Below are 25,281 nucleotides of genomic sequence, written 5' to 3'. Positions count from 1 at the left end.
AGCATTTAATTGGTTGGCTTAAGGCTAGTTAACGGCCGTCTCTTCTTCGCCATATTCAAACGCTCGAATCACCTGCTTTACGCCTGAAACATTACGCGCAACTTCTGTCGCGATATCAGCATGCTCTCGAGAGACTAACCCAAGTAAAAACACCTCTGAATCTTCAGTGATGACTTTAACCTTGATACCGTTGAGATCAGCGTTTGCTAGAAGGGCTGACTTCACCTTGGTAGTAATCCAGCTGTCATTACTAATGGCACTGATGGTCAATGGCTCTTTTACTCGCACCTGATTGTGGATGCTTTCTACGCCTGCCACTTCTTTGGCTTGGTTTTCAAACGCGCGACGCTCTGAGTCAGTGGTTGCTTGCCCCATCAATACAACCGAACCTCGGTAAGAGCTCGCTGTGATACGAACGTTGCCACGATATGGCTGCTTGTTGGTGATGGCTGCGACTTCAAATTCGATATTGTTATCGTTCCAGATTTGTTTGGTGGTTCGTGTGTCAGTGACTAAGTTCGCTGTGGTTGCAGCACCAGCAATGAAAATGCCAGCACAACCAGACAGGGACAGTGTAAGTAGCGAAACACTAATCAGCTTAAACAGCCTCATAGAGGTTAATGATTTCATTGTGATGCTCCGTATATCACTCTTCGTGAGCAGGGAAGAGTACTTGATCGATTAGGTCACATAGGCAATGCAGTGTCACCATGTGTACTTCATGAATGCGTGCTGTACGGTGTGAAGGGATACGAATTTCTACATCGTGTTCGCCAAGTAAGCCTGCCATTTCACCACCATCTTTACCCGTAAAGGCGATGATCGTCATGTCACGTGTTACCGCTGCTTCCATCGCTTTGATGATGTTTTTGCTGTTACCGCTAGTAGAGATAGCCAGTAAAATATCGCCAGTTTGACCAAACGCACGTACCTGCTTAGAGAAGATCTCTTCGTAGTGATAGTCGTTGGCTACTGCCGTTAGCGTGGTGTTGTCTGCTGTGAGAGCCATTGCTGGGAGGCTAGGGCGCTCTGTTTCAAAGCGATTAAGTAGGCACGATACAAATTGCTGAGCATTCGACGCCGAACCACCATTACCACAACAAAGAATTTTGTTTCCGTTAAGCAAGGTCGCAACCATGGCTTGAGCGGCATGCGTGATTGCGTCTGGCAGTGCTTCTGCAGCCGCAATTTGGATCTGAATACTTTCTGTAAAACTTTCTTTAATGCTGTCTAGCATGTTTATCCTTGGGTAATCGCGTTTTGAATCCAGTCGATATTGTCATTCGGCCCTTCTATGGCAACGATATCAAACCTGAAATCTGTAGAGTGCACCGACAAGCCTTGCTGCATAAGCCAAACATTGGCTGTTTTGAGCAGCTTCTGTGACTTCTTTGCTGTCACCATTTCGGCGGCATGTCCGTAGCGGGTTTGCTTGCGGTATTTTACCTCAGCAAACACAACCGTATTGTTATGGCGCATTATAAGATCAATCTCGCCACATTTAGCTATGAAGTTTTCTTGAATTAACGATAATCCGTGGCCAACTAAATAATTTTTAGCCACGGTCTCGTATTTATCACCCACTTGTTTGTGGGTGATTGTTGGTTTGGACAGGAACTTTCGGCTAAAAAGCCCCATGCTCTGCCCAGCTGATTTCACGTTGAACAACACAGTTGTTGTCGATGGTTAACACGCCGGTTTCACCTGGAATGCTGTAACCCTGTACGGCTTTCATCTGTGGCAATGCATCCATTAGGTAGTAGGCATCCATCCCCAGTGCTTGCAGACGTTTTTGGCCGTTTGAATGTGCAGGCCATAGGTCGTTTAGCTCTTTGTTAAGCTCGTTCTTGCTCTCAACCAATAGTGGGATGTCACTGTAGAACACACCCGTTAGATCTTCGTACTGCTTGTCACCGCTGTTGCTGCGTGAGTTTGAGAACAAGGCTGGTTGGTCAGCATCTGGGTTAATTGCGACTTCAATGAAAGGTTTAATCAACGTAAGCTCTGAGTTCTTCGCCACAATGTAAACAGAGTCGATATCACGACGGCTGCGTGGTTCTGTTTCTAGGTCTAGGTTAAGTAGCCCATCCATTTGAGCGATACGCTGTTGGCTCTCTTGTAAGCCGAATACCTGATTCACATTACGCTGAAGTTGGCGCTTGTCAGAGAATAAGGTAATCGCGACTTCGTTGTTGCTGTATTTTTTCCACTCTTTCTCAAACGCTTGCTTAACGCGGTCACCTAAACGCCCTTTTGGCGCAAGAATAAGCGGGTACTTGTAGCCTTGAGCAAAAAGGTGTTTCGCTGCCTGAGCGACTTCTTGCTCTGGCGATAGAGCGAGATAGCAAATATTGGTATCAGGTTCTAGCTGCGTCGGAATATTTAGAGCTAAAGCTGGAATCGAATTTTCGTGGTTTTTCTGCGCTTGCTGAAGCTTGGTAATATTGCTCTTAATCAGCGGGCCAACGATGAAATCTACCTTGTTCTCTTCCAGTGTCGCTTTAATTTCAGCAGCACTTTGTACGTTGGTGTCCATAACCGTTAGCGTTGCGTTTTCTTCGCGCTCTTTGTCATTCATCATCGCAAAGATGAAACCATCACGCACAAGCTGTGCTTGCTTGCCGTACTTACCCGTGAGCGGCAGTAATAGCGCAGTGCTGGTTGGTTTGCTGATCTCTAGCGCCAATATGTCAGTGATCGCCTGAGGTGTGTAGGTTGCTGCAGGGTGACGAGGGTTCTCAGCCAGCCAATCAGACAGGGTTTTCTGTAGGTCTGGAAGGTTAGAGTTCAGCGTCTTCATATAAATAGCCAGCTGTAACCAACCTGCTAGAATGTCTTCTGTCGGAGAAGTCTTAAGCTCTAGAATCTCATATTGAGAGTAGCTATTCAGATTCTGCCAAATACGGTCGGCAGTTTGCTGTTGAAGTTCGTCGTCAGTGTCTAGGTACTCTGAATAGAGCACTAACTCACGACTTGCCTCGAAATACTCACTCTTCATCTCTGAGATGTTCGCGCGTAGCTCGTGATAATCTTTCCACTGTTCGTCAGGTAGCTTCCACCAAGGCTGAAAGTTCAGTTGGCTATAAGCTTGATCAGGCTGTGAGTTATTCACCAGCAGCTGAGCGCGAGCTAATTGCCATTCCGCTTGTTGAACTTCACTTAGTTCTTGTTTTGCTAAGCGTTTGATAAGCAGTGTTGCTTGATCGGTTTTTCCAGCTTGCACAGAAGATTTAAGCGCCATGATTAACCAGTCGTTTTGTAGACTTCCTTTACTACTATCCGCCTGCATCATGTAACTTTCAGTTGATTGCGCTGGATCTAGTGTAATATCAACGCTCGTTGGTGCTTGAGGACCTGAAGAACAAGCCGCCAATGTAATTGCTAATGCAATTGGAGTTAGTAAGCGTGGTACACTGAGTCTCTTATGGTTCATCGTTGCCATGAGTTCTTTAAATTCCGTATAAATTTGTATCTATATTAATCGTTGAAGTGATGGTAAACAAATGACAGATAACAAAACCTTGCTCACAGAGAGCCCAACTCTCTACATTGTGCCAACCCCAATCGGAAATTTGGGAGATATCACTCAAAGAGCAATTGAAATTTTATCAAGTGTCGATGTTATTGCAGCCGAAGACACACGCCACACGGGTAAGCTGCTTGCTCACTTCAATATATCAACCAGAACGTTCGCTTTACATGATCATAATGAACAAACTAAAGCACAAGTTCTAGTCGAAAGGTTATTAGAAGGTCAGTCTATCGCATTAGTCTCTGATGCGGGTACTCCTTTAATCAGTGATCCAGGTTACCATCTTGTCTCACAATGTCGTCAAGCGGGTGTGAGAGTTGTGCCACTTCCTGGTGCTTGTGCTGTGATTACCGCACTAAGTGCGTCAGGTTTACCGTCGGATCGTTTCAGCTTTGAAGGCTTCTTGCCACCAAAGAGTAAGGGGCGCAAAGATAAGTTCTTAGAGATTGCAAAAGCAGAGCGCACATGTATTTTCTACGAATCACCGCACCGTATTACGGATTCTCTGCAGGACATGCTAGAGATCTTAGGACCAGACCGTGAGGTCGTGTTGGCTCGTGAGCTAACCAAGACATTTGAAACCATTCAAGGTTTACCATTAGGTGAGTTGATTGAGTGGATAGAAGAAGACTCGAACCGCAAACGTGGTGAGATGGTGTTGCTGATCCATGGTCACCGTGAAGAAGCGAGCACCGATCTGCCAGACGAAGCAACTCGCACCCTTGGTATTCTAACCAAAGAGTTACCCCTTAAAAAAGCGGCGGCGATGACAGCAGAAATCTACAATCTGAAAAAGAACGCTTTATACAAATGGGGCTTAGAGCATCTAGACAACTAGATACCTCTTTGTTGATATACCTCTTTATAGAGTAGATAACCTTTATTAAAAAAGCTTCTGAGGAATGATGGTATTACCGTTATTCCTCTTTTTTTGTCTAGATTGTGTAAAAATTATGCGTTCGATTAGAGGTTTGCAGCATATTTGTGATCTCGCTAGACACTGCTCACTAATCTCTATACAATCCGCCCTCGGAGTTGAACGGGTAATCGCTGCTTTGCTGATGTCCTTCGGGAGACTGACGTTGAGGTCCTTCGGGAAACTGACGTTGAAGTCCTTCGGGAGACTGGTAGAGGGGAGGAACGTCCGGGCTCCATAGAGCAGGGTGCCAGATAACGTCTGGGGGGCGCGAGCCCACGACAAGTGCAGCAGAGAGAAGACCGCCGATGGCCTCATTTCTTCGGAAGAGGCACAGGTAAGGCTGAAAGGGTGCGGTAAGAGCGCACCGTGCGGCTGGCAACAGTTCGTAGCAAGGTAAACTCCACCCGGAGCAAGATCAAATAGGCCCTCGCATTGCGCTGCTCGCGTATGGGGGCGGGTAGATTGCTTGAGCCTGTGAGCGATTGCAGGCCTAGACGAATGGTTACCGCCGCGCAAGCGGAACAGAACCCGGCGTATGTGTCAACTCCACCTATATAAAGAACCCATCATTACTTAACGGTAGTGATGGGTTTTTTGCTTTATATTGACGTAAATTATTTAGATTTCCTTAGAATCCTTCACCCTGATATGAGCTTGGGTCAAAAATTCCCAAAGCCTATACACAATATGGTGGAGATACGGCGTGAAATCAGTACACTAAAACGTTAATAGAACAAATTATTGCCGAACTAATGGCTCAATCCACTCACTGAGAAGACTATGACAGAAGCATTCAAACATATTTCAGTATTGCTTAACGAATCTATTGACGGACTTGCGATCAAACCTGACGGTACCTACATCGATGGTACTTTTGGCCGAGGTGGTCATAGCCGTACAATCCTGTCTAAACTGGGCGAGAATGGACGACTCTTTAGTATCGACCGCGATCCACAAGCGATTGCAGAAGCTCAGAAGATTGATGACCCTCGTTTTACGATTATTCACGGCCCATTCTCAGGTATGGCTGAATATGCAGAGCGTTATGACTTAGTCGGTCAAGTGGATGGTGTTTTACTGGATTTAGGTGTTTCTTCACCACAGCTAGATGATGCTGAACGTGGTTTTAGCTTCATGAAAGATGGCCCGCTAGACATGCGTATGGATCCAACAACGGGTATTCCGGTTTCTCAGTGGCTAGTTGATGCGGATCTTGATGACATTACATGGGTTATTCGTGAGTTCGGTGAAGACAAACACGCTCGTCGTATCGCGAAAGGCATCATCGCTTATCAAGAGAATGAAGAGAACGAACCGCTAACGCGTACTGGTCAACTGGCTAAGCTTATCTCTGACGTCGCTCCAAAGAGCTTCAAAGAGAAAAAGCACCCAGCGACACGTGCTTTCCAAGCATTCCGTATCTACATCAATAGCGAACTTGAAGAGATCGATACCGCACTGAAAGGTGCAGCAAGCATTCTTGCTCCTCAAGGTCGTATCTCTGTTATCAGCTTTCACTCTCTTGAAGACCGTATGGTTAAGCGCTTCATCCGTAAAGAGAGCCAAGGGCCACAAGTTCCTCACGGTTTACCGCTAACAGAAGATCAAATTAAAGCTTTAGGCAGTGCCGATCTAAAACCAATTGGTAAAGCGATCAAGCCTTCTAAAGATGAAGTGGATGAGAATACTCGTTCGCGTAGCTCAGTACTACGAATCGCAGAAAAGCTATAGTCAATGAAGACCTCCAAGCCTAACTTAGCCAAGATAATATTTTTTGATTTGATCTCCGTGGGCAAGGTTCCATTGGTACTTCTTATCTGTATCTTTGCGAGTGCGATGGGGGTCGTTCTTACGACACATAATTCACGTCAGGCGATCACGAAAAAAGACATGGCATTAGTGGAACGAGAACAGCTTGATGATGAGTGGCGAAATTTAATGCTTGAAGAGACGGCTTTGGCTGAACATAGCCGCGTTCAAGCATCGGCAAAACGAGAGCTAGACATGAAACGTCCAGACTCTGACAAAGAAGTTGTGATCACACTGAAATGACCGGTAAAAAGGAAAAAGCACCCGCTAAACCCGTTAAGAAATCAACGAAAGAGCGAGTGAAGAGCGAAAAGGATTCGGATCCAATTCTTATTAAATGGCGTTTCAACGTCGTTATTGCTTTCGTGTTTCTTGCCTTTACTGCACTCGTTGGTCGTGTGGCTTACATCCAAATTATTGAACCAGATAACTTAATCCGTCAGGGCGATCTTCGCTCGGTACGTGTTAAGGCTATTCCTTCCGCCCGCGGCATTATCTCAGACCGCAATGGCGAACCGCTTGCTGTGAGTGTTCCAGTTGAGGCGGTATGGGCCGACCCGAAAACGATTTTCGATAAAAATGGCATGGCCCAGATTGATCGTTGGTATGCGTTAGCTGATGTACTTGGCTTAGAACGACAATCGATGATCGACAAGATCTCTAGCAACAAATCCCGCCGATTTGTTTACCTACAAAGACAAGTTAGCCCAGCGATGGCTAAGTATATTCGTGAACTAAAGCTGGTGGGTGTTGGCCTGAAAGCGGAATCTCGACGTTACTACCCCGCAGGCGAAGTCAGTGCACACCTTATCGGTGTTACCGGAATTGACGGGCACGGTTTAGAAGGCGTTGAACGCAGCTATGACAAATGGCTCACGGGTGAAGCGGGTAAGCGGACGATTCGTAAAGATCGCTATGGACGCGTTGTTGAAAACATTGCTTTAGAAGAGCGTGAAGAAGGCAAACCACTCGAATTAACGATCGATCAACGATTACAAGCCATTGCTTATCGAGCGATTAAGCAGGCCGTGGCCGATCACAAGGCGACTTCAGGCTCTGCGGTATTACTCGATGTAAAAACGGGTGCCGTGTTAGCCATGGTTAATGCCCCTTCTTATAATCCGAACAACCGCGCTGATTTACAAAGCTTCAAAATGCGTAACCGCGTGCTCACCGATGCCATGGAACCTGGCTCGACCGTGAAACCTTTTGTGGTTTTGGCGGCGCTAGAGAACGGCACTGCAGACCCAGATATCGTGATTGATACTGGCAATGGCATTATGCAGATCGGTGGTAGTCGCGTACGAGATTCTTCTAAAGTTGGTAAGGCTGACTTAGCGCTGATCCTCAAGAAGTCGAGTAACATCGGTGTTGCTAAATTGGCGCTTAACATGCCACTTGAAGCTTTGCTTGGTATGTACAGTTCAGTTGGTCTAGGCGAGATGTCTGGGCTGAATTTGGTTGGTGAAACGAGCGGTATTTTCCCGAATCGCCGTCGTTGGTCAAAGTTTGAAATTGCGACCTTAGCGTTCGGTTATGGCTTGTCTGTTACGCCGATGCAGTTGGCACATGCCTATGCGACGTTAGCTAACAAAGGTTTGTATGAGCCGATTCATATTATTAAGAGTAACGACCAAGATTTTTCTAAGCAAATCATCAAGCGCGAGAACGCTGAACTGGTTTTGAATATGCTAGAAGGGGTGACTCAAAAAGGCGGTACGGCGACAAGAGCTGCCGTTCCGGGTTACCGCGTTGCAGCCAAAACGGGTACATCACGTAAGGCTGAAGCGGGCGGCTACAGTGATGAATACATCGCGGTTACCGCAGGCTTTGCTCCAGTTAGTGATCCAAGAGTGGCATTGGTTGTTGTGGTCAATGAACCTCAAGGCGACCTTTACTATGGTGGTTCAGTCGCAGCCCCCGTCTTTTCTGAAATCATGAAGGGCGCACTGCAAATAATGAACGTCCCTGCTGATGAAAATAAGTTTCAAGAATAGAGTTAATCAGGATTCAATATGAGTAATAGCCTCACGCTGTCATCTTTACTTTCTCCTTGGGGAGACTTTGGTTCACCTGAACTGGAATCGATTGCTGTTGAGCAATTGGAGCTAGATAGCCGAGCCATCAAGGAAGGTGATATTTTTGTTGCCGTAGTCGGACATGCTGTTGATGGCCGTCGTTTTATCGACAAAGCGGTCGCACTGGGAACTCATGCTGTTATTGCACAGGCCGATGCTGAAAAGCCTCATGGTCTGATTGAATGGTTGGATACTGTCCCTGTTATTTACATTAACAACCTTAACTTGGTGCTATCTGAGTTAGCTGGTCGTGTTTACTCGTGTCAAGCGACTAAGTTGATTGGTGTTACCGGCACCAATGGCAAAACCACCATCACCCAACTGATTGCTCAATGGCTTGATCTCGTCGGTCAACGCTCAGCGGTAATGGGTACGACAGGTAATGGTTTCTTAGATAATCTAAAAACCGCAGCGAATACCACAGGCAGTGCGATTGAAATACAGCGCACACTGAGTGAGTTAGCTGCAGAAAAAGCTGTCTACACGGCAATGGAAATATCTTCTCACGGTTTGGTGCAAGGTCGAGTAAAGGCTTTGGACTTTGAGGTAGGTGTATTTACTAACTTGAGTCGTGATCATCTTGATTACCATGGCACGATGGAAGAGTACGCATTGGCTAAGAAGAGCCTGTTTACTCAACATAAATGCAAGCACGCAGTGATCAATGTGGATGACGAAGTGGGTAAAGCTTGGATGCCGGACTTATCCAATGCTATTGCAGTCTCACTGTTACCGCTAACGGGCTATCAACAGTCGGTGTGGGCATCTGATGTCGGTTATGCAGAAACCGGTATTAAGCTCTCTTTCGATGGTAGTTGGGGACAAGGGAAGCTTTCTGCTCCACTGATTGGTCAGTTCAACGCATCAAACGTACTGGTTGCTTTTGCTACTTTGCTTTCTTTGGGTATCGAAAAGCAAACCTTGGTCGACACTGCGCCTCAGCTTCAACCTGTGATTGGCCGAATGGAGCTTTTCCAAGTTCCCAACAAAGCAAAAGTAGTTGTCGATTATGCTCATACGCCCGATGCGCTAGAGAAAGCATTGGCAGCACTGCGCGTGCATTGCTCAGGAAAACTGTGGGCAATCTTTGGTTGTGGTGGAGATCGAGACACTGGTAAGCGCCCAATGATGGCTGCGACCGCAGAGCAGTTCGCCGATAAAATCATTATTTCAGATGATAACCCTCGTAGCGAAGAACCGACACTGATTGTCAAAGACATGCTAGCTGGCTTAAGCAAACCTGAAGCTGCGTTTGTCGAACACGATCGCTACCAAGCGGTTAAGTTTGCGCTTGAGCAGGCAGGCAGCGATGACATTATTCTTCTGGCTGGTAAAGGCCATGAGGATTACCAAGTATTGAAAGATAAAACGGTACATTACTCAGACCGAGAGTCTGCGCTTCAACTTTTAGGTATTTCATAATGATTGATGTATCACTTGAGCAAATCTGCTCCGTGGTCAGTGGTGAGCTGATCAAAGCGGGCAACTCGAACAATAACGTAATCAATGCAGTTTCAACGGATACTCGTACCGTTGAAGAAGGCGCCTTGTTTGTCGCTATCGTTGGAGAGCGTTTCGACGCGCATGACTTTTGCCATCAAGCCGTTGAGGCAAACGCGAGCGCGTTGTTAGTCGAACGAAAACTTGACCTAAATATTACTCAAGTTGTTGTCGAAGACACTAAACTTGCTTTAGGTGAACTAAGTGCTTGGATTCACAAACAATGTGACGTGCCAACGATGGCGATTACAGGCAGCTGTGGCAAAACGACCGTTAAAGAGATGGTGGCGAGCATTTTACAGCAGCGTGGCAAGGTGCTGTTTACGGCGGGTAACTTCAATAATGATATTGGTGTGCCTTTGACCTTGTTACGCAGTGAACCCAATGATGACTATGCAGTGATCGAATTAGGCGCTAACCATATTGGTGAAATTGCCTACACCACTCAGCTAGTGAAGCCACAAGTTGCCTTAGTTAATAATGTAGCCGCGGCTCATTTAGAAGGCTTTGGTTCGATTGATGGTGTGAAGCAAGCGAAAGGTGAAATTTTTCAGGGGCTTGCTGCTGGTGATACTGCTATTGTTAATTTAGAGAGCAACGGTGGTGATTTTTGGAATGAAGTACTTGCGGATAAAGCGGTGCTGACATTTTCTGAAGGTAGTCGTGAAGCCGATTATTTTGCTGAAAATATCGAAATCAACGACCAAGGCGAAGCTTGCTTTGATATGCAAACACCACAAGGTGCTACGGCTGTTGAACTTGGTATTATTGGTCAGCATAACGTGGCGAACGCGTTGGCAGCTGCAGCGTTGAGCATTCAATTTGGTGCAACGCTTGATGAAATAAAAAGTGGTTTAGCGAATCTTATCTCGGTTAAAGGGCGAGTTGAGGTTCAACAATTAAGTCAGAATATCAAGCTGATAGATGACAGTTATAATGCCAGCGTACCCGCGATGAAGGCGGCAGCCAAACTGCTGTCGAGCTTCAAAGGTCAACGTTGGTTTATTTTAGGTAATATGGCTGAATTAGGCGACGAAAGTCTTGCACTTCACCGTCAAGTCGGTGAATATGCTGCCCCATTCGCTTTTGAGCATGTACTCACTTACGGTGATGATACCAAGGTGATTAGTGAGGTCTGTAACGGTACCCACTTTGCAACGCATCAAGCGATGATCGCGCACATAGAGCAGCACTTACGCTTGCCAGAAAACGCGTCACATACCTTGTTGGTAAAAGGCGCGAATAGTGCAGGAATGAGTAAAATAGCCGCTGCTTTAAAGGAGAATTTTTCATGATAATTTGGCTTGCAGAGCTACTACAGCCACACCTTTCTTTTTTCCGTTTGTTCGAATACCTATCGTTTCGTGCAATCGCGAGTATTTTGACGGCGCTATGTCTGTCGCTGTGGATGGGACCTCGTTTAATTGAGCGTCTGCAAATGCTACAAATTGGCCAAGTTGTTCGTAATGACGGCCCTGAATCTCACTTTAGCAAACGTGGTACACCAACCATGGGTGGCGTGATGATCCTAGCTGCCATTATTATTACAGTATTAATGTGGTCTGATCTTTCTAACCCTTACGTTTGGGCGGTATTAGTGGTACTTGCTGGTTATGGCGCGGTCGGTTTTGTTGATGACTACCGTAAAGTGGTTCGTAAAAACACCGATGGCTTGATTGCTCGCTGGAAGTACTTCTGGCAATCTGCGATTGCATTGGTTGTGGCATTTGCTCTGTATGCTCACGGGCACGATACTGCAGCAACTCAATTAGTGGTTCCTTTCTTTAAAGATGTGATGCCACAGCTTGGTTTATTGTACATCGTACTGACTTATTTTGTTATTGTGGGTACCAGTAACGCGGTAAACCTAACAGACGGCCTAGATGGTTTGGCCATTATGCCAACGGTGATGGTTGCTGCTGGTTTTGCTGTAATTGCATGGGCAACAGGTAATGTTAACTTTGCAGCATATCTACACATTCCATACATCCCATACACTTCTGAGCTTGTGGTTGTATGTACTGCTATCGTCGGTGCCGGACTTGGCTTCCTATGGTTCAACACTTACCCAGCGCAAGTATTCATGGGCGATGTTGGCTCACTAGCGCTTGGTGGTGCACTGGGTGTGATCGCGGTGTTAGTTCGCCAAGAGTTGGTACTGGTTATCATGGGCGGTGTGTTTGTAATGGAGACCTTGTCAGTTATTCTGCAGGTGGGCTCTTACAAATTGCGTGGTCAGCGTATTTTCCGCATGGCTCCGATTCACCACCACTATGAACTGAAAGGTTGGCCAGAGCCGCGCGTAATCGTGCGCTTTTGGATCATCTCAATGGTATTAGTACTGGTTGGTCTAGCGACACTGAAAGTTCGTTAATCTTATGTGAGCCTCTGATTAGAGGCTCTTTAAAACTATTAAGAGCATCTTGTTTAAATGGAACGTTGGCAAAATATTCAAAATGTAGTGGTTGTGGGGCTCGGTATTACCGGGCTCTCTGTCGTTAAACATCTCGTAAAATATCAGCCTCATACTCATGTGAAGGTGATTGATACTCGAGAGCTACCACCAGGAAAGAAATCTTTACCTGAATCGGTAGAACTGCATTCTGGAAGTTGGAATACCCAATGGTTGGCTGAGGCTGACTTGGTGATTGCTAACCCAGGTATCGCCTTAGCGACCCCTGAAATACAAGATGTTATTCAAGCGGGTGTTCCGGTTGTTGGTGATATTGAACTGTTTGGCTGGGCGGTAGACAAACCCGTTGTGGCTATCACGGGTTCCAACGGCAAGAGCACGGTGACCGATCTAACGGGTGTACTTGCTAAGGCTGCTGGTCTTAACGTTGGTGTTGGTGGCAACATCGGTATTCCTGCCTTAGACCTTCTTGAGCTTGATGCTGACTTATATGTCCTTGAGCTTTCAAGCTTTCAGCTAGAGACAACATCCAGTTTAAATCTTGCAGCGGCGGCCTTTTTGAACTTGTCAGAAGATCATATGGATCGCTACCAAGGCATGGCCGATTACCGCGATGCTAAATTAAGAATCTTTAACAATGCTCAGTGCGCGATTGTAAACCGCGACGACAAAGAAACTTATCCAGATCACGAGATGCAGGTAGTGACATTTGGTCTCGATGATCAAGAGTTTGGTGTGGCAACAATTGATGGCGCTGAATGGCTAATCGATAACGCTAAGCCAGTACTTCCTACCCAAGATTTGACATTGGTTGGACGTCATAATGTGGCGAATGCGTTAGTCTCGTTGGCACTACTTAAGCTAGTCGGTATCGATTACAACAAAAGCCTTGAAGCTTTGAAAACCTACAACGGTTTAACTCATCGTTGCCAAGTGGTGGCAGATAAACGCGCTATCAAATGGGTTAACGACTCGAAAGCAACCAATGTAGCCAGCACATTAGCTGCTTTGTCGGGGCTAGAGTACCAAGGTACTTTATATCTTTTGGTTGGTGGCGTGGGTAAAGGTGCCGATTTCAGTGAGCTTGAACCTGTGTTGTCACAGCTAGAACGTGTTCAACTGTGTTGCTTCGGTGAAGATGCTGCGCAATTTATGCCATTACATCCATCGGCGAAGACGTTTGATACCATGCGTGACATCATCGAGAGTATCTCTGCACAACTAGCCTCGGGTGACATGGTGATGTTGTCTCCTGCGTGTGCGAGCTTCGATCAATTTAATAACTTCATGGCGAGAGGTGATGCGTTCACTGACCTTGCTCATGAGTATGCCTAACGTGTTGAAGGACTAACATTCAGTGCAAAGAGTGAAAGAGATTAATCAATCCATTTGGCAATGGCTAAACCGTGCCACACCAGAGGCGCTCTACGATCGCCAGTTGGTTTGGATTGCTCTTGGACTGATGCTGACCGGATTGGTGATGGTGACGTCTGCTTCGTTCCCAATCAGTGCTCGTTTAACCGATCAGCCGTTTCACTTTATGTTCCGCCATGCCATTTTTCTTGTGTTGGCGTTAATCGTATCCAGCGTCATATTGCAAATTCCAATGAAGCGTTGGTTTCAATACAGTATGTACCTATTGGGCTTATCCTTCTTTTTACTGGTCGTGGTATTGGCTGTCGGTAAGTCAGTTAATGGTGCATCGCGCTGGATCCCTCTTGGATTATTTAACTTACAACCCGCTGAAGTCGCTAAGTTATCGCTGTTTATCTTTATGGCGGGTTATTTAGTTCGTAAACAAGACGAAGTGAGAAAAACCTTCTTCGGTGGCTTTGGTAAACCGATCATGGTATTCGGTGCTTTTGCTGTGTTACTACTTGGCCAGCCCGATTTAGGTACGGTAGTTGTAATGCTGGTGACCTTGTTCGGAATGTTATTTATCGCAGGCGCCAAGCTTTCACAGTTTATTGCCTTGATGGTGGCGGGTATTGCCGCGGTCGTTGGATTGATTGTAATAGAACCTTATCGTGTTCGACGTGTGACCTCATTCTGGGAACCTTGGAATGACCCGTTCGGCAGTGGTTACCAGTTAACCCAATCATTGATGGCGTTTGGCCGCGGTGATTGGATGGGGCAAGGCCTTGGTAACTCAGTTCAAAAGTTAGAATATTTGCCAGAAGCACATACCGATTTTGTATTTGCTGTATTAGCAGAAGAGCTAGGCTTTGTTGGCGTAACTTTAGTGCTGATTCTTATTTTTAGTTTGGTACTGAAAGCGATTTTAATTGGCAAGAAAGCATTCGAGAACGACCAGTTATTCAGCGGTTATCTTGCCTTTGGTATTGGTATTTGGTTTGCATTTCAGACGCTTGTTAACGTAGGTGCTGCTTCAGGTATTGTTCCAACTAAAGGTCTAACATTGCCGTTGATCAGTTACGGTGGATCAAGTCTCATCGTGATGTCTGTTGCGGTTTCAATGCTATTACGCATTGATCACGAATGTCGGGTGCAACAAAAAGAACAAGCCGATAATCAAAACGAATTAGTAGAATAAGAATCTAACGTGATGAAACAAAACAAAAAACTTTTAGTGATGGCTGGTGGTACTGGCGGTCATGTTTTCCCTGGTTTGGCGGTGGCTAAAAAGCTACAGCAACAAGGTTGGGACATTCGCTGGTTAGGAACTGCAGATAGAATGGAAGCGGATTTGGTGCCAAAGCATGGTATTGAGATCGACTTTATTAAAGTGAAAGGCCTGCGTGGTCAAGGCATTAGTAAATTAATTAAAGCTCCATTCCAGATTATTAATGCCATACTTCAAGCAAGACAACACATTAAAGCGTGGCAGCCGGATGTGGTACTTGGTATGGGTGGTTATGTCAGTGGTCCCGGTGGGATAGCGGCTTGGTTGTCTGGTATTCCAGTAGTTTTGCATGAACAAAACGCGGTGGCAGGTTTAACCAACCAATGGCTCTCCAAAATTGCTAAAAAGGTTTTCCAGGCTTTTCCAGGTGCTTTTCCTACTGCTGAGGTTGTGGGTAATCCAGTGCGTGAAGATGTGGTTAGCCTTCCTGAACCAGAACTTCGCCTTGCAAAACGTGAAGGCGATATTCGTATCTTGGTCATGGGCGGCAGTCAGGGCGCTAAAATTCTGAACGATACCTTGCCAGTTACCATGGCACAGCTTGGTGAGGGCTTCACGGTAATGCACCAAGCCGGAAAGAACAATCAACAACAAGTGATTGAACAATACAAATCACATTCTGTAGATAATGCTCAAGTAACTGAATTTATTGATGATGTGGCGCAAGCTTATGAATGGGCAGATCTATTAGTTTGTCGTTCAGGAGCATTGACCGTATCAGAAGTGTCTGCAGCTGGTGTGGGTTCTATCTTCGTTCCGTTTATGCATAAAGACAGACAACAAGCGTTGAATGCCGATCACCTAGTTGAATGTGGCGCAGCGTTAATGATTGAACAGCCTCAATTGACGGCTGATAAGCTAGCGAACACGATTGCTCAGCTTGATAGAAATGAATTAAAAATGATGGCAACAAAAGCTCGTCAAGCAGCCAAGCTTGATGCTGATGTGACCGTCGCTGAAGCGATTAAAGCTTTAGCAAAATAATGAGATTGAATTGATGACGATTGAACATACCCAAGACTTAGCGCAAATCCGTGCAATGGTGCCAGAGATGCGCCGTGTTAAATCTATCCACTTCATCGGTATTGGTGGCGCAGGAATGAGCGGGATTGCTGAAGTCTTGCTTAATGAAGGCTACCAGATCACGGGTTCTGATATTGCTCAAAACCCAGTGACCGATCGTTTAGTTAGCAAGGGTGCTACCGTTTACATCGGCCACCAAGCAAGTAACGTTGCTGATGCAAGTGTGGTGGTGGTTTCAACCGCTATCAACGAAGAAAACCCAGAGATTATTGCTGCTCGTGAAGCGCGTACACCTATCGTTCGTCGTGCAGAAATGCTGGCTGAGCTGATGCGTTTTCGTCATGGCATTGCTGTGGCAGGTACGCACGGTAAAACCACTACGACCGCGCTAGTGACACAAATATATTCGGAAGCGGGTTTAGATCCAACTTTCGTAAACGGTGGTTTGGTAAAAAGTGTTGGTACCAATGCTCGCTTAGGTTCGAGTCGTATTCTTATCGCTGAAGCCGATGAAAGTGACGCGTCATTCTTACACCTGCAACCAATGGTTAGTATTGTGACTAACATTGAAGCGGATCATATGGATACCTACGGCGGCGATTTTGAAACGCTAAAGCAGACGTTTATTGATTTCTTACACAATCTGCCATTCTACGGTCAGGCTGTGATGTGTGTTGATGATCCGGTAGTACGTGAGCTTATTCCTCAGGTTAGCCGTCAAGTGATTACCTACGGCTTCTCAGAAGACGCTGATATCCGCATTGAAAACTATGTACAACAAGGTCAGCAAGGCAAGTTTACGGTTGTTCGCAAAGGTAAAGCCAATCTCGATATTACGTTGAACATTCCCGGTCGCCATAACGCACTGAACGCATCAGCGGCGATTGCGGTTGCGACGGAAGATGACATCAGCGATGAAGCGATTCTAAAAGCGATGGCTGGAACGGAAGGTACTGGCCGTCGTTTCGATCACCTTGGTGAATATGAAACGGGTAAGGGTGTTGCAATGCTGGTCGATGATTACGGCCATCACCCAACCGAAGTTGATGTCACCATTCAAGCTGCACGAAGTGGTTGGACTGATAAACGTCTTGTGATGATCTTCCAACCGCACCGTTATAGCCGCACTCGCGATCTGTATGATGACTTCGCGAACGTTCTTGAGCAGGTTGATGTGCTTATTCTGTTAGATGTTTATTCTGCAGGTGAGAAACCTATTGCAGGGGCTGACGGACGCTCGTTAAGTCGAACTATTCGTGGGCGTGGTAAGATTGATCCCATCTTTGTTGCTGATATCAACACGCTGCCGTCGGTTTTAGCCAACGTTATTCAAGGCGGAGACCTTGTTTTAACACAGGGTGCTGGTGATGTTGGTCGTGTAGCGAAGCAACTTGAATCGCTACAATTAGACATTAATAAGATGCAAAACGCGTAACAGAATACTGTATACAGACTGTGGTTGATCGCTCACTTCTTGCGATTGACCTAAAATTGACCAAAAATCTTATTATCAACGTTTGATAGTTTGATTTTGCTCAGTATAATTCATAGGTTAAAGTAAGTGCTTTTACCTCTATTACGAAGATAGGGAATAGAATTGCGAACCAACGACAGGGAATGCGGGCTTTGGTAGAAAGTACTTTTAGCGAAAACCGCCACCTATTCAGTTTACCATCGCTAAAGAAACACGCTGTAGGCGGGTCTTTTTTTGTCATGGTACTGCTATTCATTGGATTTCTTTTCTATACCACACTGACTTGGATGTGGGATGATCAGCGATTGCCTCTCTCCAAAATAGTACTTCAAGGCGACTTAACTTACGTAACCGCTGGTGATGTTCAACATGCCTTTGGCGAGCTAGAGCATATTGGCACGTTCATGTCGCAAGACATCGGTGTTTTGCAAGACAGTTTAGAAGCGTTACCTTGGGTTTCAGTGGTGTCCATTCGTAAGCAGTGGCCAGACACAATAAAAGTATTTTTGACTGAGTATCATGCAGCAGCAATCTGGAACGGTAACATGCTGTTGAATGATAATGGTCAGGTGTTTAATGGTGATATTGGTCTTTTGAAGGGCGATAGAGTCAAGCTTTACGGCCCAGACGGCACCAGCCAAAAAGTGATAGAAAAGTGGCGACAAATAACTCCTTTGATTAACAATCTAGGGTTAACCGTTACTTCGCTCGTTCTCAATGAGCGTCGCGCTTGGCAAATAATCCTAGATAACGGTATCCGTTTAGAACTAGGTAAAGATTCTTTAGATGAGCGTGTTGAACGCTTCATTTCGCTTTACAACGAACTTGGTAGTAAAGCGAATCAAGTGAGCTACATCGACCTCAGGTATGATACGGGAGCCGCTGTAGGCTGGTTTCCAGAGCAAGAGTTAGAAGAGAGCACAGATGACTAAGACCGCAGATGACAACATAATCGTTGGTCTTGATATAGGCACTGCGACCATATCAGCTCTAGTTGGTGAAATATTGCCTGATGGTCAAATCAATATCATTGGTTCAGGGCAAAGCCCATCCAGAGGTATGGATAAAGGTGGTGTAAACGACCTAGAGTCGGTAGTGAAGTCAGTTCAGCGAGCCATTGATCAAGCAGAGCTGATGGCGGAATGCCAAATCAGCAATGTGTTTATCTCGCTATCGGGCAAACATATCGCAAGCCGAATTGAAAAAGGCATGGGCACTATTTCTGATGAAGAAGTGTCTCAAGACGATATGGATCGAGCGATCCATACCGCGAAATCAATTAAAATAGGTGATGAGCAGAGAATTCTGCACGTGATTCCACAAGAATTTACCATCGATTATCAAGAAGGGATCAAGAATCCACTTGGTTTATCTGGTGTTCGAATGGAAGTCAGTGTTCACCTAATTTCTTGCCATAGCGACATGGCGAGAAACATTATTAAAGCTGTTGAACGATGTGGTCTCACTGTAGAACAAATCGTGTTTTCAGGACTTGCCTCAAGCAATGCGGTAATTACTGACGACGAGAGAGAGCTTGGAGTATGTGTTGTTGATATTGGTGCTGGTACGATGGATATTTCCATTTGGACTGGCGGCGCATTGCGACACACAGAAGTCTTTTCCTACGCAGGAAATGCAGTAACCAGTGATATTGCCTTCGCTTTCGGCACGCCAGTGAGCGATGCTGAAGAGATAAAAGTAAACCACGGTTGCGCTCTGAGTGAACTCGTAAGCAAGGATGATTCTGTTAACGTCCCTAGTGTAGGTGGCCGTCCATCGAGAAGTTTGCAAAGACAAACTTTGTCGGAAGTGATTGAACCACGTTACACTGAACTTATGGGTCTCGTTAACCAAACTATTGATACGGTTCAATTACAGCTACGAGATGAAGGTATTAAACACCACCTTGCAGCTGGCGTCGTTCTCACTGGTGGAGCGGCACAAATTGACGGATTGGTAGAGTGTGCGGAACGTGTTTTCCGCAATCAAGTTCGAGTTGGTAAGCCGTTAGAAGTTAGTGGCTTAACTGACTATGTTAAAGAGCCGTATCATTCTACGGCGGTTGGTTTACTTCATTACGCAAGAGATTGTCAGATAAGTGATGAGGGTGATTACAGCGAACCTAAGCGTTCAGCACCTTCTATGTCAGGCTTGTTTGGTAAATTGCGTAATTGGATACAAAAAGAGTTTTAACCTGAGTTGCAGGAAAAAACGGAGATAACACATGTTTGAACCGATGATGGAAATGTCTGACGATGCAGTAATTAAAGTCGTTGGAGTTGGTGGCGGTGGCGGTAATGCTGTTGAGCACATGGTACGTGAATCGATCGAAGGCGTAGAGTTCATCAGTGTTAATACTGATGCTCAAGCCCTTCGTAAAACGAGCGTGAGCAGCGTGATCCAAATTGGTGGTGATATCACTAAAGGTTTGGGCGCTGGTGCAAATCCACAAGTAGGCCGTGATGCAGCTCTCGAAGATCGAGAAAGAATTAAAGAAGTTCTAACTGGCGCCGATATGGTATTTATCGCAGCTGGTATGGGCGGTGGTACAGGTACAGGTGCTGCTCCAGTTATTGCTGAAGTTGCGAAAGAGTTGGGTGTGCTAACGGTTGCTGTTGTAACTAAGCCATTTAGCTTTGAAGGCAAAAAGCGTTTAGCGTTTGCTGAGCAAGGTATCGAAGAGCTTTCTAAACATGTGGATTCTTTAATTACGATTCCAAATGAAAAGCTACTTAAAGTACTTGGCCGTGGCGTAACACTGCTAGAAGCTTTCGCAAGTGCAAATGATGTACTTAAAAACGCTGTACAAGGCATCGCTGAGCTAATTACTCGCCCTGGTATGATTAACGTCGATTTCGCGGATGTTCGCACTGTGATGTCGGAAATGGGTCATGCAATGATGGGTAGCGGTATCGCAAAAGGTGAAGACCGTGCTGAAGAAGCTGCTGAAACGGCAATTTCTAGCCCATTACTAGAAGACATCGACCTAGCTGGCGCGCGTGGCGTTCTTGTGAACATCACTGCAGGCCTAGATATGCGTTTAGATGAATTCGAGACTGTGGGCAATACAGTTAAGGCATTCGCTTCTGATAACGCAACGGTTGTTATTGGTACCTCTCTAGACCCTGATATGACGGATGAAATCCGTGTAACTGTTGTTGCAACAGGTATCGGCACAGAGAAAAAACCAGACATTACTCTAGTTGCTGGTGGTAAGGCAAAAGTAGCGCCAACGCCTCAACCTCAAGTTGCTGTTCAAACGGCAGCAAAAGTGGAAGAGAAAGTGGCACAGCCATTGCAGGAAAAAACTGAGGTAAAACCTCAAGTTAAACCACAGCCAACAACGTCACCTGTTTCTTCGGGTACAGGCGCTAGCCAGAGTGCAGCACCTAAAGCTGAGAAAGAGAGCGGATATTTAGATATTCCAGCATTTTTACGACGTCAGGCTGATTAACAAATACCCAAAATTTGACTATCGTCGAATTAATGGTAAAATTCGCGGTTGGTAAATACTGACCGTGATTTGTAGCACTGATAACGAGGCAAGCAGATGATCAGACAACGTACTCTGAAAGAAATTGTGAAAACAACTGGTGTGGGTCTCCACTCTGGTCGTAAAGTCACACTTACTCTTCGCCCGGCAGCTGCAAATACAGGTATTGTTTATCGTCGTACAGATGTCAATCCACCTGTAGATTTCCCAGCTGATCCAGCATCAGTTCGTGACACTATGTTATGTACTGCTCTTGTTAATGACGAAGGCGTACGTATCTCTACAGTGGAGCACCTTAACGCAGCTCTAGCGGGAATGGGTATCGACAACATTATTGTTGAAGTTGATGCTCCAGAAATTCCAATTATGGATGGTAGCGCAAGCCCATTCGTATACTTGCTACAGCAAGCGGGTGTAGAAACACTGAATGCAGCGAAGCGTTTTATTCGAATCAAAAAGCCTATCCGTTTTGAAGATGGCGATAAGTGGGCAGAGTTTGTTCCATTTAACGGCTTCCGTATGGACTTTGAGATCGACTTTAACCACCCTGCGATTGAATCGGATGAGCAACGTTTGTTGTTTGATTTCTCATCACAAGGTTTTGTGAAGCAGATTTCTCGCGCTCGTACTTTCGGTTTCATGCGCGATATTGAGTACCTTCAGTCTCAAAACCTAGTACTTGGCGGTAGCTTTGATAACGCTATCGTACTGGACGAATACCGAATTCTTAATGAAGAAGGCCTTCGTTTCGACAATGAGTTTGTAACTCATAAAGTATTGGATGCGATTGGTGACCTTTACATGTGTGGACACGCTATTATTGGTGAGTTCCGTGCATACAAGTCAGGTCACGGCCTAAATAACCAACTTTTACGTGCAGTTCTTGCTGACGCAGAGGCTTGGGAGTGGGCAACATTCGAAGAAGAAGCTGGCTCTCCAGTTGCTTTCGCAGAACCGGGTATGGTTCTAGCGTAATTGTTGTTTACAACAATATAAGATTTCAAAAACCAGGCCATTGGCCTGGTTTTTTTGTATCTATTTTCCAGATACAGTGTCGTTAACCTCCGGAAATTGCTGGCTAATGGGCTGCTGTCTGCTTAATCCATCAGCAATTAGAAAGAAAAGTTCCAAGCACATCAAACAAATGGTGTTCTAAATGGTCGTTAGTGTGAAAATTACTTACACTAAAGGGCATTAATTTTAACTCAAGCCTTGAAAACTCTACTCTCAAGTACAATATCAAAGATACTAGATTTATCTCAGTATCCTTGGTTAGTAACTGAAGACTAGTTCATAGCTAGTAGAGACTGACGGCATTTAAAATAGATCGCGGACGATCTGAGAACGAAGAGATTCCAAGCACATGATTACTAAGCTGCTGACAAAGGTAATTGGCAGTCGCAATGACAGAACACTGCGCCGCCTTAGAAAAATTGTAAAAGAAATTAATAACTACGAACCAACGTTTGAAGCACTTTCTGATGAAGAGCTAAAAGCAAAAACGGTTGAGTTTCGTGAGCGCTTAGATAAAGGTGAATCGTTAGATCAACTTCTACCTGAAGCTTTCGCTACGGTACGTGAAGCGTCTAAGCGTGTTTACGGCATGCGTCACTTTGACGTGCAAATGATTGGCGGCATGGTTCTAAATGCTGGCCAAATTGCAGAGATGCGTACTGGTGAAGGTAAGACACTTACCGCAACCCTACCAGCTTATCTAAACGCGCTACCAAGCAAAGGTGTTCACGTAATAACGGTGAACGATTACCTAGCGAAGCGTGATGCGGAAACAAACCGTCCATTATTTGAATTCCTTGGCATGACTGTTGGCGTGAATGTGGCAAACATGGCTCCGCCAGAGAAAAAAGAAGCGTACCAAGCGGATATCCTATACGGAACAAACAACGAGTTTGGTTTTGATTACCTGCGTGACAACATGGCTTTCCGTGCTGAAGACCGAGTTCAACGTGAGCGCTTCTTCGCAGTAGTCGATGAGGTTGACTCAATCTTAATTGATGAAGCTCGTACTCCGTTAATTATCTCTGGCCCAGCTGAAGATAGTTCTGACCTTTATACGCGCATTAACACTCTAATTCCTTCTCTAGAGCGTCAAGATAAAGAAGATTCAGAAGAGTACCGTGGTGAAGGTCACTACACCATGGACGAAAAATCAAAACAGGTTCACCTTACTGAAAACGGTCAAGAATTTGTAGAAGAACTAATGGTCAAAAACGGCTTGATGGAAGAGGGTGACACACTTTACTCTCCAACCAATATCAGCCTATTGCACCATGTGAATGCTGCGCTTCGTGCACACGTATTGTTTGAGAAAAACGTCGACTACATCGTTACTGAAGAAGGCGAAGTGGTTATCGTTGATGAACATACTGGTCGTACTATGCCAGGTCGTCGTTGGTCTGAAGGTTTACACCAAGCTGTTGAAGCTAAAGAAGGTGTGAAGATTCAAAATGAAAACCAAACGCTAGCATCGATTACATTCCAGAACTTCTTCCGACTGTACGAAAAACTGTCAGGCATGACAGGTACTGCTGATACTGAAGCTTTCGAATTCCAGTCTATCTACGGCCTAGAAACGGTGGTTATCCCAACCAACAAGCCTATGGTTCGTAACGATATGCCAGATGTGGTTTATCGTACTGAAGAAGACAAGTTCAATGCGATCATTGAAGACATCAAAGACCGTGTTGCGGCTGGTCAGCCATCACTGGTTGGTACGGTTTCTATCGAGAAATCTGAACTGCTGTCTAACGCACTGAAAAAAGCAAAAATTAAGCACAACGTACTAAATGCTAAGTTCCATGAGATGGAAGCTGAGATCGTTGCGCAAGCTGGTATGCCGAGTGCGGTAACTATCGCAACTAACATGGCAGGTCGTGGTACCGATATCGTGTTAGGTGGTAGCTGGCAGGCACAAATTGAGAAGCTAGATAATCCAACGAAAGAGCAGATCGACAAGATCAAAGCTGACTGGAGAGTTGTCCACGATACAGTTCTTGAGTCAGGTGGTCTGCACATCATTGGTACTGAGCGTCATGAATCTCGCCGTATCGATAACCAGCTACGTGGTCGTTCTGGTCGTCAAGGTGATGCAGGTTCTTCTCGTTTCTACCTATCAATGGAAGACTCTCTACTACGTATCTTTACATCTGATCGTATGGCTGGTCTTATCCAAAGTGGTATGGACGAAGGCGAAGCGATTGAATCTAAGATGTTATCTCGCTCAATTGAAAAAGCTCAACGTAAAGTGGAAGGTCGCAACTTCGACATCCGTAAGCAGCTTCTTGAGTACGATGACGTAGCCAATGACCAACGTAAGGTTGTTTATGAGCTACGTGATGAACTGATGAGTTCTGATGACATCAGCGAAATGATCGAACACAACCGCGAAGATGTACTTGCGTCAGTCATTGATGAATACATCGCTCCTCAATCTCTTGAAGACATGTGGGATATCGCGGGTCTGCAAGATCGTCTGAAGAATGACTTCGACCTAGACTTTGATATTCAAGGTTGGTTAGACGAAGACGACAAGCTTTATGAAGAAGCATTGCGTGAGCGTATTCTTGGTATGGCGGTAGATTCGTACAAACAGAAAGAAGAAGTGGTTGGTGCTCAAGTACTGCGTAACTTCGAGAAGTCTGTGATGCTACAAACGCTAGACGGTCTTTGGAAAGAGCACTTGGCTGCGATGGATCACCTTCGTCAAGGTATCCACTTACGTGGTTATGCTCAGAAGAACCCGAAACAAGAGTACAAGCGTGAGTCGTTTGAACTGTTTGAAGGCCTACTAGATGTACTGAAAACAGACGTTGTAACCATCCTTTCTAAAGTTCGCGTTCAGCAACAAGAAGAAGTTGAAAAGATGGAAGCTCAACGTCAAGCTCAAGCTGAACAAGCGGCGCGTCGTGCACAAGCACAACATGCAACGGCTGAAAACCAGCTAGCTGACGATGAAGCGGATGCGGCATCTCCACAAACGGTAGTACGCGATGAGCGTAAAGTGGGTCGTAACGAACCATGTCCATGTGGAAGCGGTAAGAAGTATAAACAGTGTCACGGTAAAATTGACTAAGTTTGGTGAATCTTCGCTGTAACGGATAATTGCAGTGTCGGACGTGCTCACTTACTAACGGTATTCACTTACTAACGTAAGCTCCGCGCCTCCTCCTTGCACTTAACACGTTACAACTTAGCTTCATAAAAACTTGCTGTTATTAAAAAGAGTCGCTTAGGCGGCTCTTTTTGTATGTATGTACCGTCCTAAATATGGTTGACACATTTCCAACATGAAATTGGAGAGTGTCATGAAAACAACAAGTAGACGTACTCAACGAGATTATTCTCTTGCCTTTAAATTGGCAGTCGTAAGCCAAGTTGA

General features: G+C 45.5%; 20 protein-coding genes and 1 other RNA gene. 17 read left to right on the top strand and 4 right to left on the bottom strand.

Going from position 1 to position 25,281, the window contains the following annotated elements:
• Positions 1-24: 24 nt before the first annotated feature.
• From L3V33_RS21220 to L3V33_RS21205, 4 genes are read right to left on the bottom strand one after another with little or no spacing between them, the layout of a single operon-like run.
• Positions 25-630, bottom strand: a complete 606-nt coding sequence (locus tag L3V33_RS21220; protein WP_004729818.1) for a BON domain-containing protein — start codon at positions 628-630, stop codon at positions 25-27.
• A gap of 16 nt (positions 631-646) precedes the next feature.
• Positions 647-1,237, bottom strand: coding sequence for a phosphoheptose isomerase (locus L3V33_RS21215; RefSeq protein ID WP_004729817.1), 591 nt, complete (start codon positions 1,235-1,237; stop codon positions 647-649).
• 2 nt (positions 1,238-1,239) lie between these two features.
• Complete coding sequence (locus L3V33_RS21210; RefSeq protein WP_017084761.1) at positions 1,240-1,638, bottom strand: YraN family protein; 399 nt, start codon at positions 1,636-1,638, stop codon at positions 1,240-1,242.
• Positions 1,625-3,442, bottom strand: a complete 1,818-nt coding sequence (locus L3V33_RS21205) for a penicillin-binding protein activator (RefSeq protein WP_146457931.1) — start codon at positions 3,440-3,442, stop codon at positions 1,625-1,627. Before L3V33_RS21205 ends, L3V33_RS21210 begins: the two co-directional genes overlap by 14 nt.
• 61 nt (positions 3,443-3,503) lie before the next feature.
• Here L3V33_RS21205 and rsmI point away from each other — a divergent pair, with 61 nt between their 5' ends.
• The 17 genes from rsmI to secA all read left to right on the top strand — a co-directional run bounded on the left by rsmI (position 3,504) and on the right by secA (position 24,975).
• Positions 3,504-4,370: a 16S rRNA (cytidine(1402)-2'-O)-methyltransferase gene (gene rsmI / locus L3V33_RS21200; protein ID WP_004735998.1), complete on the top strand. Its 867-nt coding sequence runs from the start codon at positions 3,504-3,506 to the stop codon at positions 4,368-4,370.
• Between the two features lie 193 nt (positions 4,371-4,563).
• Positions 4,564-5,003: RNase P RNA component class A (gene rnpB, locus L3V33_RS21195), an RNA gene on the top strand.
• A gap of 228 nt (positions 5,004-5,231) precedes the next feature.
• Entirely contained in the window at positions 5,232-6,182 is a 951-nt protein-coding gene (gene rsmH, locus L3V33_RS21190) for a 16S rRNA (cytosine(1402)-N(4))-methyltransferase RsmH (protein ID WP_054547822.1), read from the top strand.
• Between the two features lie 3 nt (positions 6,183-6,185).
• Positions 6,186-6,503, top strand: coding sequence for a cell division protein FtsL (gene ftsL, locus L3V33_RS21185; RefSeq protein WP_004735995.1), 318 nt, complete (start codon positions 6,186-6,188; stop codon positions 6,501-6,503).
• Entirely contained in the window at positions 6,500-8,257 is a 1,758-nt protein-coding gene (locus L3V33_RS21180) for a penicillin-binding transpeptidase domain-containing protein (RefSeq protein ID WP_237291151.1), read from the top strand. Before ftsL ends, L3V33_RS21180 begins: the two co-directional genes overlap by 4 nt.
• 18 nt (positions 8,258-8,275) lie before the next feature.
• On the top strand, positions 8,276-9,760 hold the full coding sequence (murE, locus tag L3V33_RS21175) for a UDP-N-acetylmuramoyl-L-alanyl-D-glutamate--2,6-diaminopimelate ligase (RefSeq protein WP_237291150.1): 1,485 nt from the start codon (positions 8,276-8,278) through the stop codon (positions 9,758-9,760).
• Positions 9,760-11,133 (top strand): UDP-N-acetylmuramoyl-tripeptide--D-alanyl-D-alanine ligase, encoded by a 1,374-nt coding sequence (gene murF, locus L3V33_RS21170; protein ID WP_237291149.1) that lies wholly within the window; start codon positions 9,760-9,762, stop codon positions 11,131-11,133. The genes murE and murF overlap by 1 nt, the downstream gene beginning before the upstream one ends.
• Entirely contained in the window at positions 11,130-12,212 is a 1,083-nt protein-coding gene (gene mraY / locus L3V33_RS21165) for a phospho-N-acetylmuramoyl-pentapeptide-transferase (RefSeq protein ID WP_054547819.1), read from the top strand. Before murF ends, mraY begins: the two co-directional genes overlap by 4 nt.
• 57 nt (positions 12,213-12,269) lie before the next feature.
• Positions 12,270-13,586, top strand: coding sequence for a UDP-N-acetylmuramoyl-L-alanine--D-glutamate ligase (murD, locus tag L3V33_RS21160; protein WP_237291148.1), 1,317 nt, complete (start codon positions 12,270-12,272; stop codon positions 13,584-13,586).
• A 22-nt stretch (positions 13,587-13,608) separates the two neighbouring features.
• Positions 13,609-14,805, top strand: a complete 1,197-nt coding sequence (gene ftsW, locus L3V33_RS21155) for a cell division protein FtsW (RefSeq protein ID WP_102513244.1) — start codon at positions 13,609-13,611, stop codon at positions 14,803-14,805.
• A 12-nt stretch (positions 14,806-14,817) separates the two neighbouring features.
• The gene (murG, locus tag L3V33_RS21150) at positions 14,818-15,879 is read left to right on the top strand and encodes an undecaprenyldiphospho-muramoylpentapeptide beta-N-acetylglucosaminyltransferase (RefSeq protein WP_237291147.1); all 1,062 of its coding nucleotides are present in this window, start codon (positions 14,818-14,820) and stop codon (positions 15,877-15,879) included.
• Between the two features lie 13 nt (positions 15,880-15,892).
• The gene (murC, locus tag L3V33_RS21145) at positions 15,893-17,353 is read left to right on the top strand and encodes a UDP-N-acetylmuramate--L-alanine ligase (protein ID WP_017084769.1); all 1,461 of its coding nucleotides are present in this window, start codon (positions 15,893-15,895) and stop codon (positions 17,351-17,353) included.
• 191 nt (positions 17,354-17,544) lie between these two features.
• Positions 17,545-18,324 (top strand): cell division protein FtsQ/DivIB, encoded by a 780-nt coding sequence (locus L3V33_RS21140; RefSeq protein ID WP_017087509.1) that lies wholly within the window; start codon positions 17,545-17,547, stop codon positions 18,322-18,324.
• Positions 18,317-19,585, top strand: coding sequence for a cell division protein FtsA (gene ftsA, locus L3V33_RS21135; protein WP_004729844.1), 1,269 nt, complete (start codon positions 18,317-18,319; stop codon positions 19,583-19,585). The genes L3V33_RS21140 and ftsA overlap by 8 nt, the downstream gene beginning before the upstream one ends.
• Before the next feature lie 31 nt (positions 19,586-19,616).
• On the top strand, positions 19,617-20,846 hold the full coding sequence (gene ftsZ, locus L3V33_RS21130; protein WP_017084771.1) for a cell division protein FtsZ: 1,230 nt from the start codon (positions 19,617-19,619) through the stop codon (positions 20,844-20,846).
• A 96-nt stretch (positions 20,847-20,942) separates the two neighbouring features.
• Positions 20,943-21,860, top strand: a complete 918-nt coding sequence (gene lpxC / locus L3V33_RS21125; protein WP_017087510.1) for a UDP-3-O-acyl-N-acetylglucosamine deacetylase — start codon at positions 20,943-20,945, stop codon at positions 21,858-21,860.
• A 388-nt stretch (positions 21,861-22,248) separates the two neighbouring features.
• Positions 22,249-24,975, top strand: a complete 2,727-nt coding sequence (gene secA, locus L3V33_RS21120) for a preprotein translocase subunit SecA (protein ID WP_017077687.1) — start codon at positions 22,249-22,251, stop codon at positions 24,973-24,975.
• Positions 24,976-25,281 lie beyond the last annotated feature (306 nt).

Source organism: Vibrio sp. A2-1, assembly GCF_021728355.1.
Classification (GTDB): domain Bacteria; phylum Pseudomonadota; class Gammaproteobacteria; order Enterobacterales; family Vibrionaceae; genus Vibrio; species Vibrio splendidus_K.
This window is presented reverse-complemented; position numbering and strand designations above follow the sequence as displayed.

Coding starts and splice junctions, on each gene's coding strand:
- murE (WP_237291150.1), top strand. CDS start 8,276: ATGAGTAATAGCCTCACGCTGTCATCTTTACTTTCTCCTTGGGGAGAC.
- L3V33_RS21210 (WP_017084761.1), bottom strand. CDS start 1,638: ATGGGGCTTTTTAGCCGAAAGTTCCTGTCCAAACCAACAATCACCCAC.
- L3V33_RS21220 (WP_004729818.1), bottom strand. CDS start 630: ATGAAATCATTAACCTCTATGAGGCTGTTTAAGCTGATTAGTGTTTCG.
- rsmI (WP_004735998.1), top strand. CDS start 3,504: ATGACAGATAACAAAACCTTGCTCACAGAGAGCCCAACTCTCTACATT.
- ftsL (WP_004735995.1), top strand. CDS start 6,186: ATGAAGACCTCCAAGCCTAACTTAGCCAAGATAATATTTTTTGATTTG.
- murD (WP_237291148.1), top strand. CDS start 12,270: ATGGAACGTTGGCAAAATATTCAAAATGTAGTGGTTGTGGGGCTCGGT.
- murF (WP_237291149.1), top strand. CDS start 9,760: ATGATTGATGTATCACTTGAGCAAATCTGCTCCGTGGTCAGTGGTGAG.
- ftsA (WP_004729844.1), top strand. CDS start 18,317: ATGACTAAGACCGCAGATGACAACATAATCGTTGGTCTTGATATAGGC.
- secA (WP_017077687.1), top strand. CDS start 22,249: ATGATTACTAAGCTGCTGACAAAGGTAATTGGCAGTCGCAATGACAGA.
- rsmH (WP_054547822.1), top strand. CDS start 5,232: ATGACAGAAGCATTCAAACATATTTCAGTATTGCTTAACGAATCTATT.
- mraY (WP_054547819.1), top strand. CDS start 11,130: ATGATAATTTGGCTTGCAGAGCTACTACAGCCACACCTTTCTTTTTTC.
- L3V33_RS21180 (WP_237291151.1), top strand. CDS start 6,500: ATGACCGGTAAAAAGGAAAAAGCACCCGCTAAACCCGTTAAGAAATCA.
- murC (WP_017084769.1), top strand. CDS start 15,893: ATGACGATTGAACATACCCAAGACTTAGCGCAAATCCGTGCAATGGTG.
- murG (WP_237291147.1), top strand. CDS start 14,818: ATGAAACAAAACAAAAAACTTTTAGTGATGGCTGGTGGTACTGGCGGT.
- lpxC (WP_017087510.1), top strand. CDS start 20,943: ATGATCAGACAACGTACTCTGAAAGAAATTGTGAAAACAACTGGTGTG.
- L3V33_RS21215 (WP_004729817.1), bottom strand. CDS start 1,237: ATGCTAGACAGCATTAAAGAAAGTTTTACAGAAAGTATTCAGATCCAA.
- ftsZ (WP_017084771.1), top strand. CDS start 19,617: ATGTTTGAACCGATGATGGAAATGTCTGACGATGCAGTAATTAAAGTC.
- L3V33_RS21205 (WP_146457931.1), bottom strand. CDS start 3,442: ATGGCAACGATGAACCATAAGAGACTCAGTGTACCACGCTTACTAACT.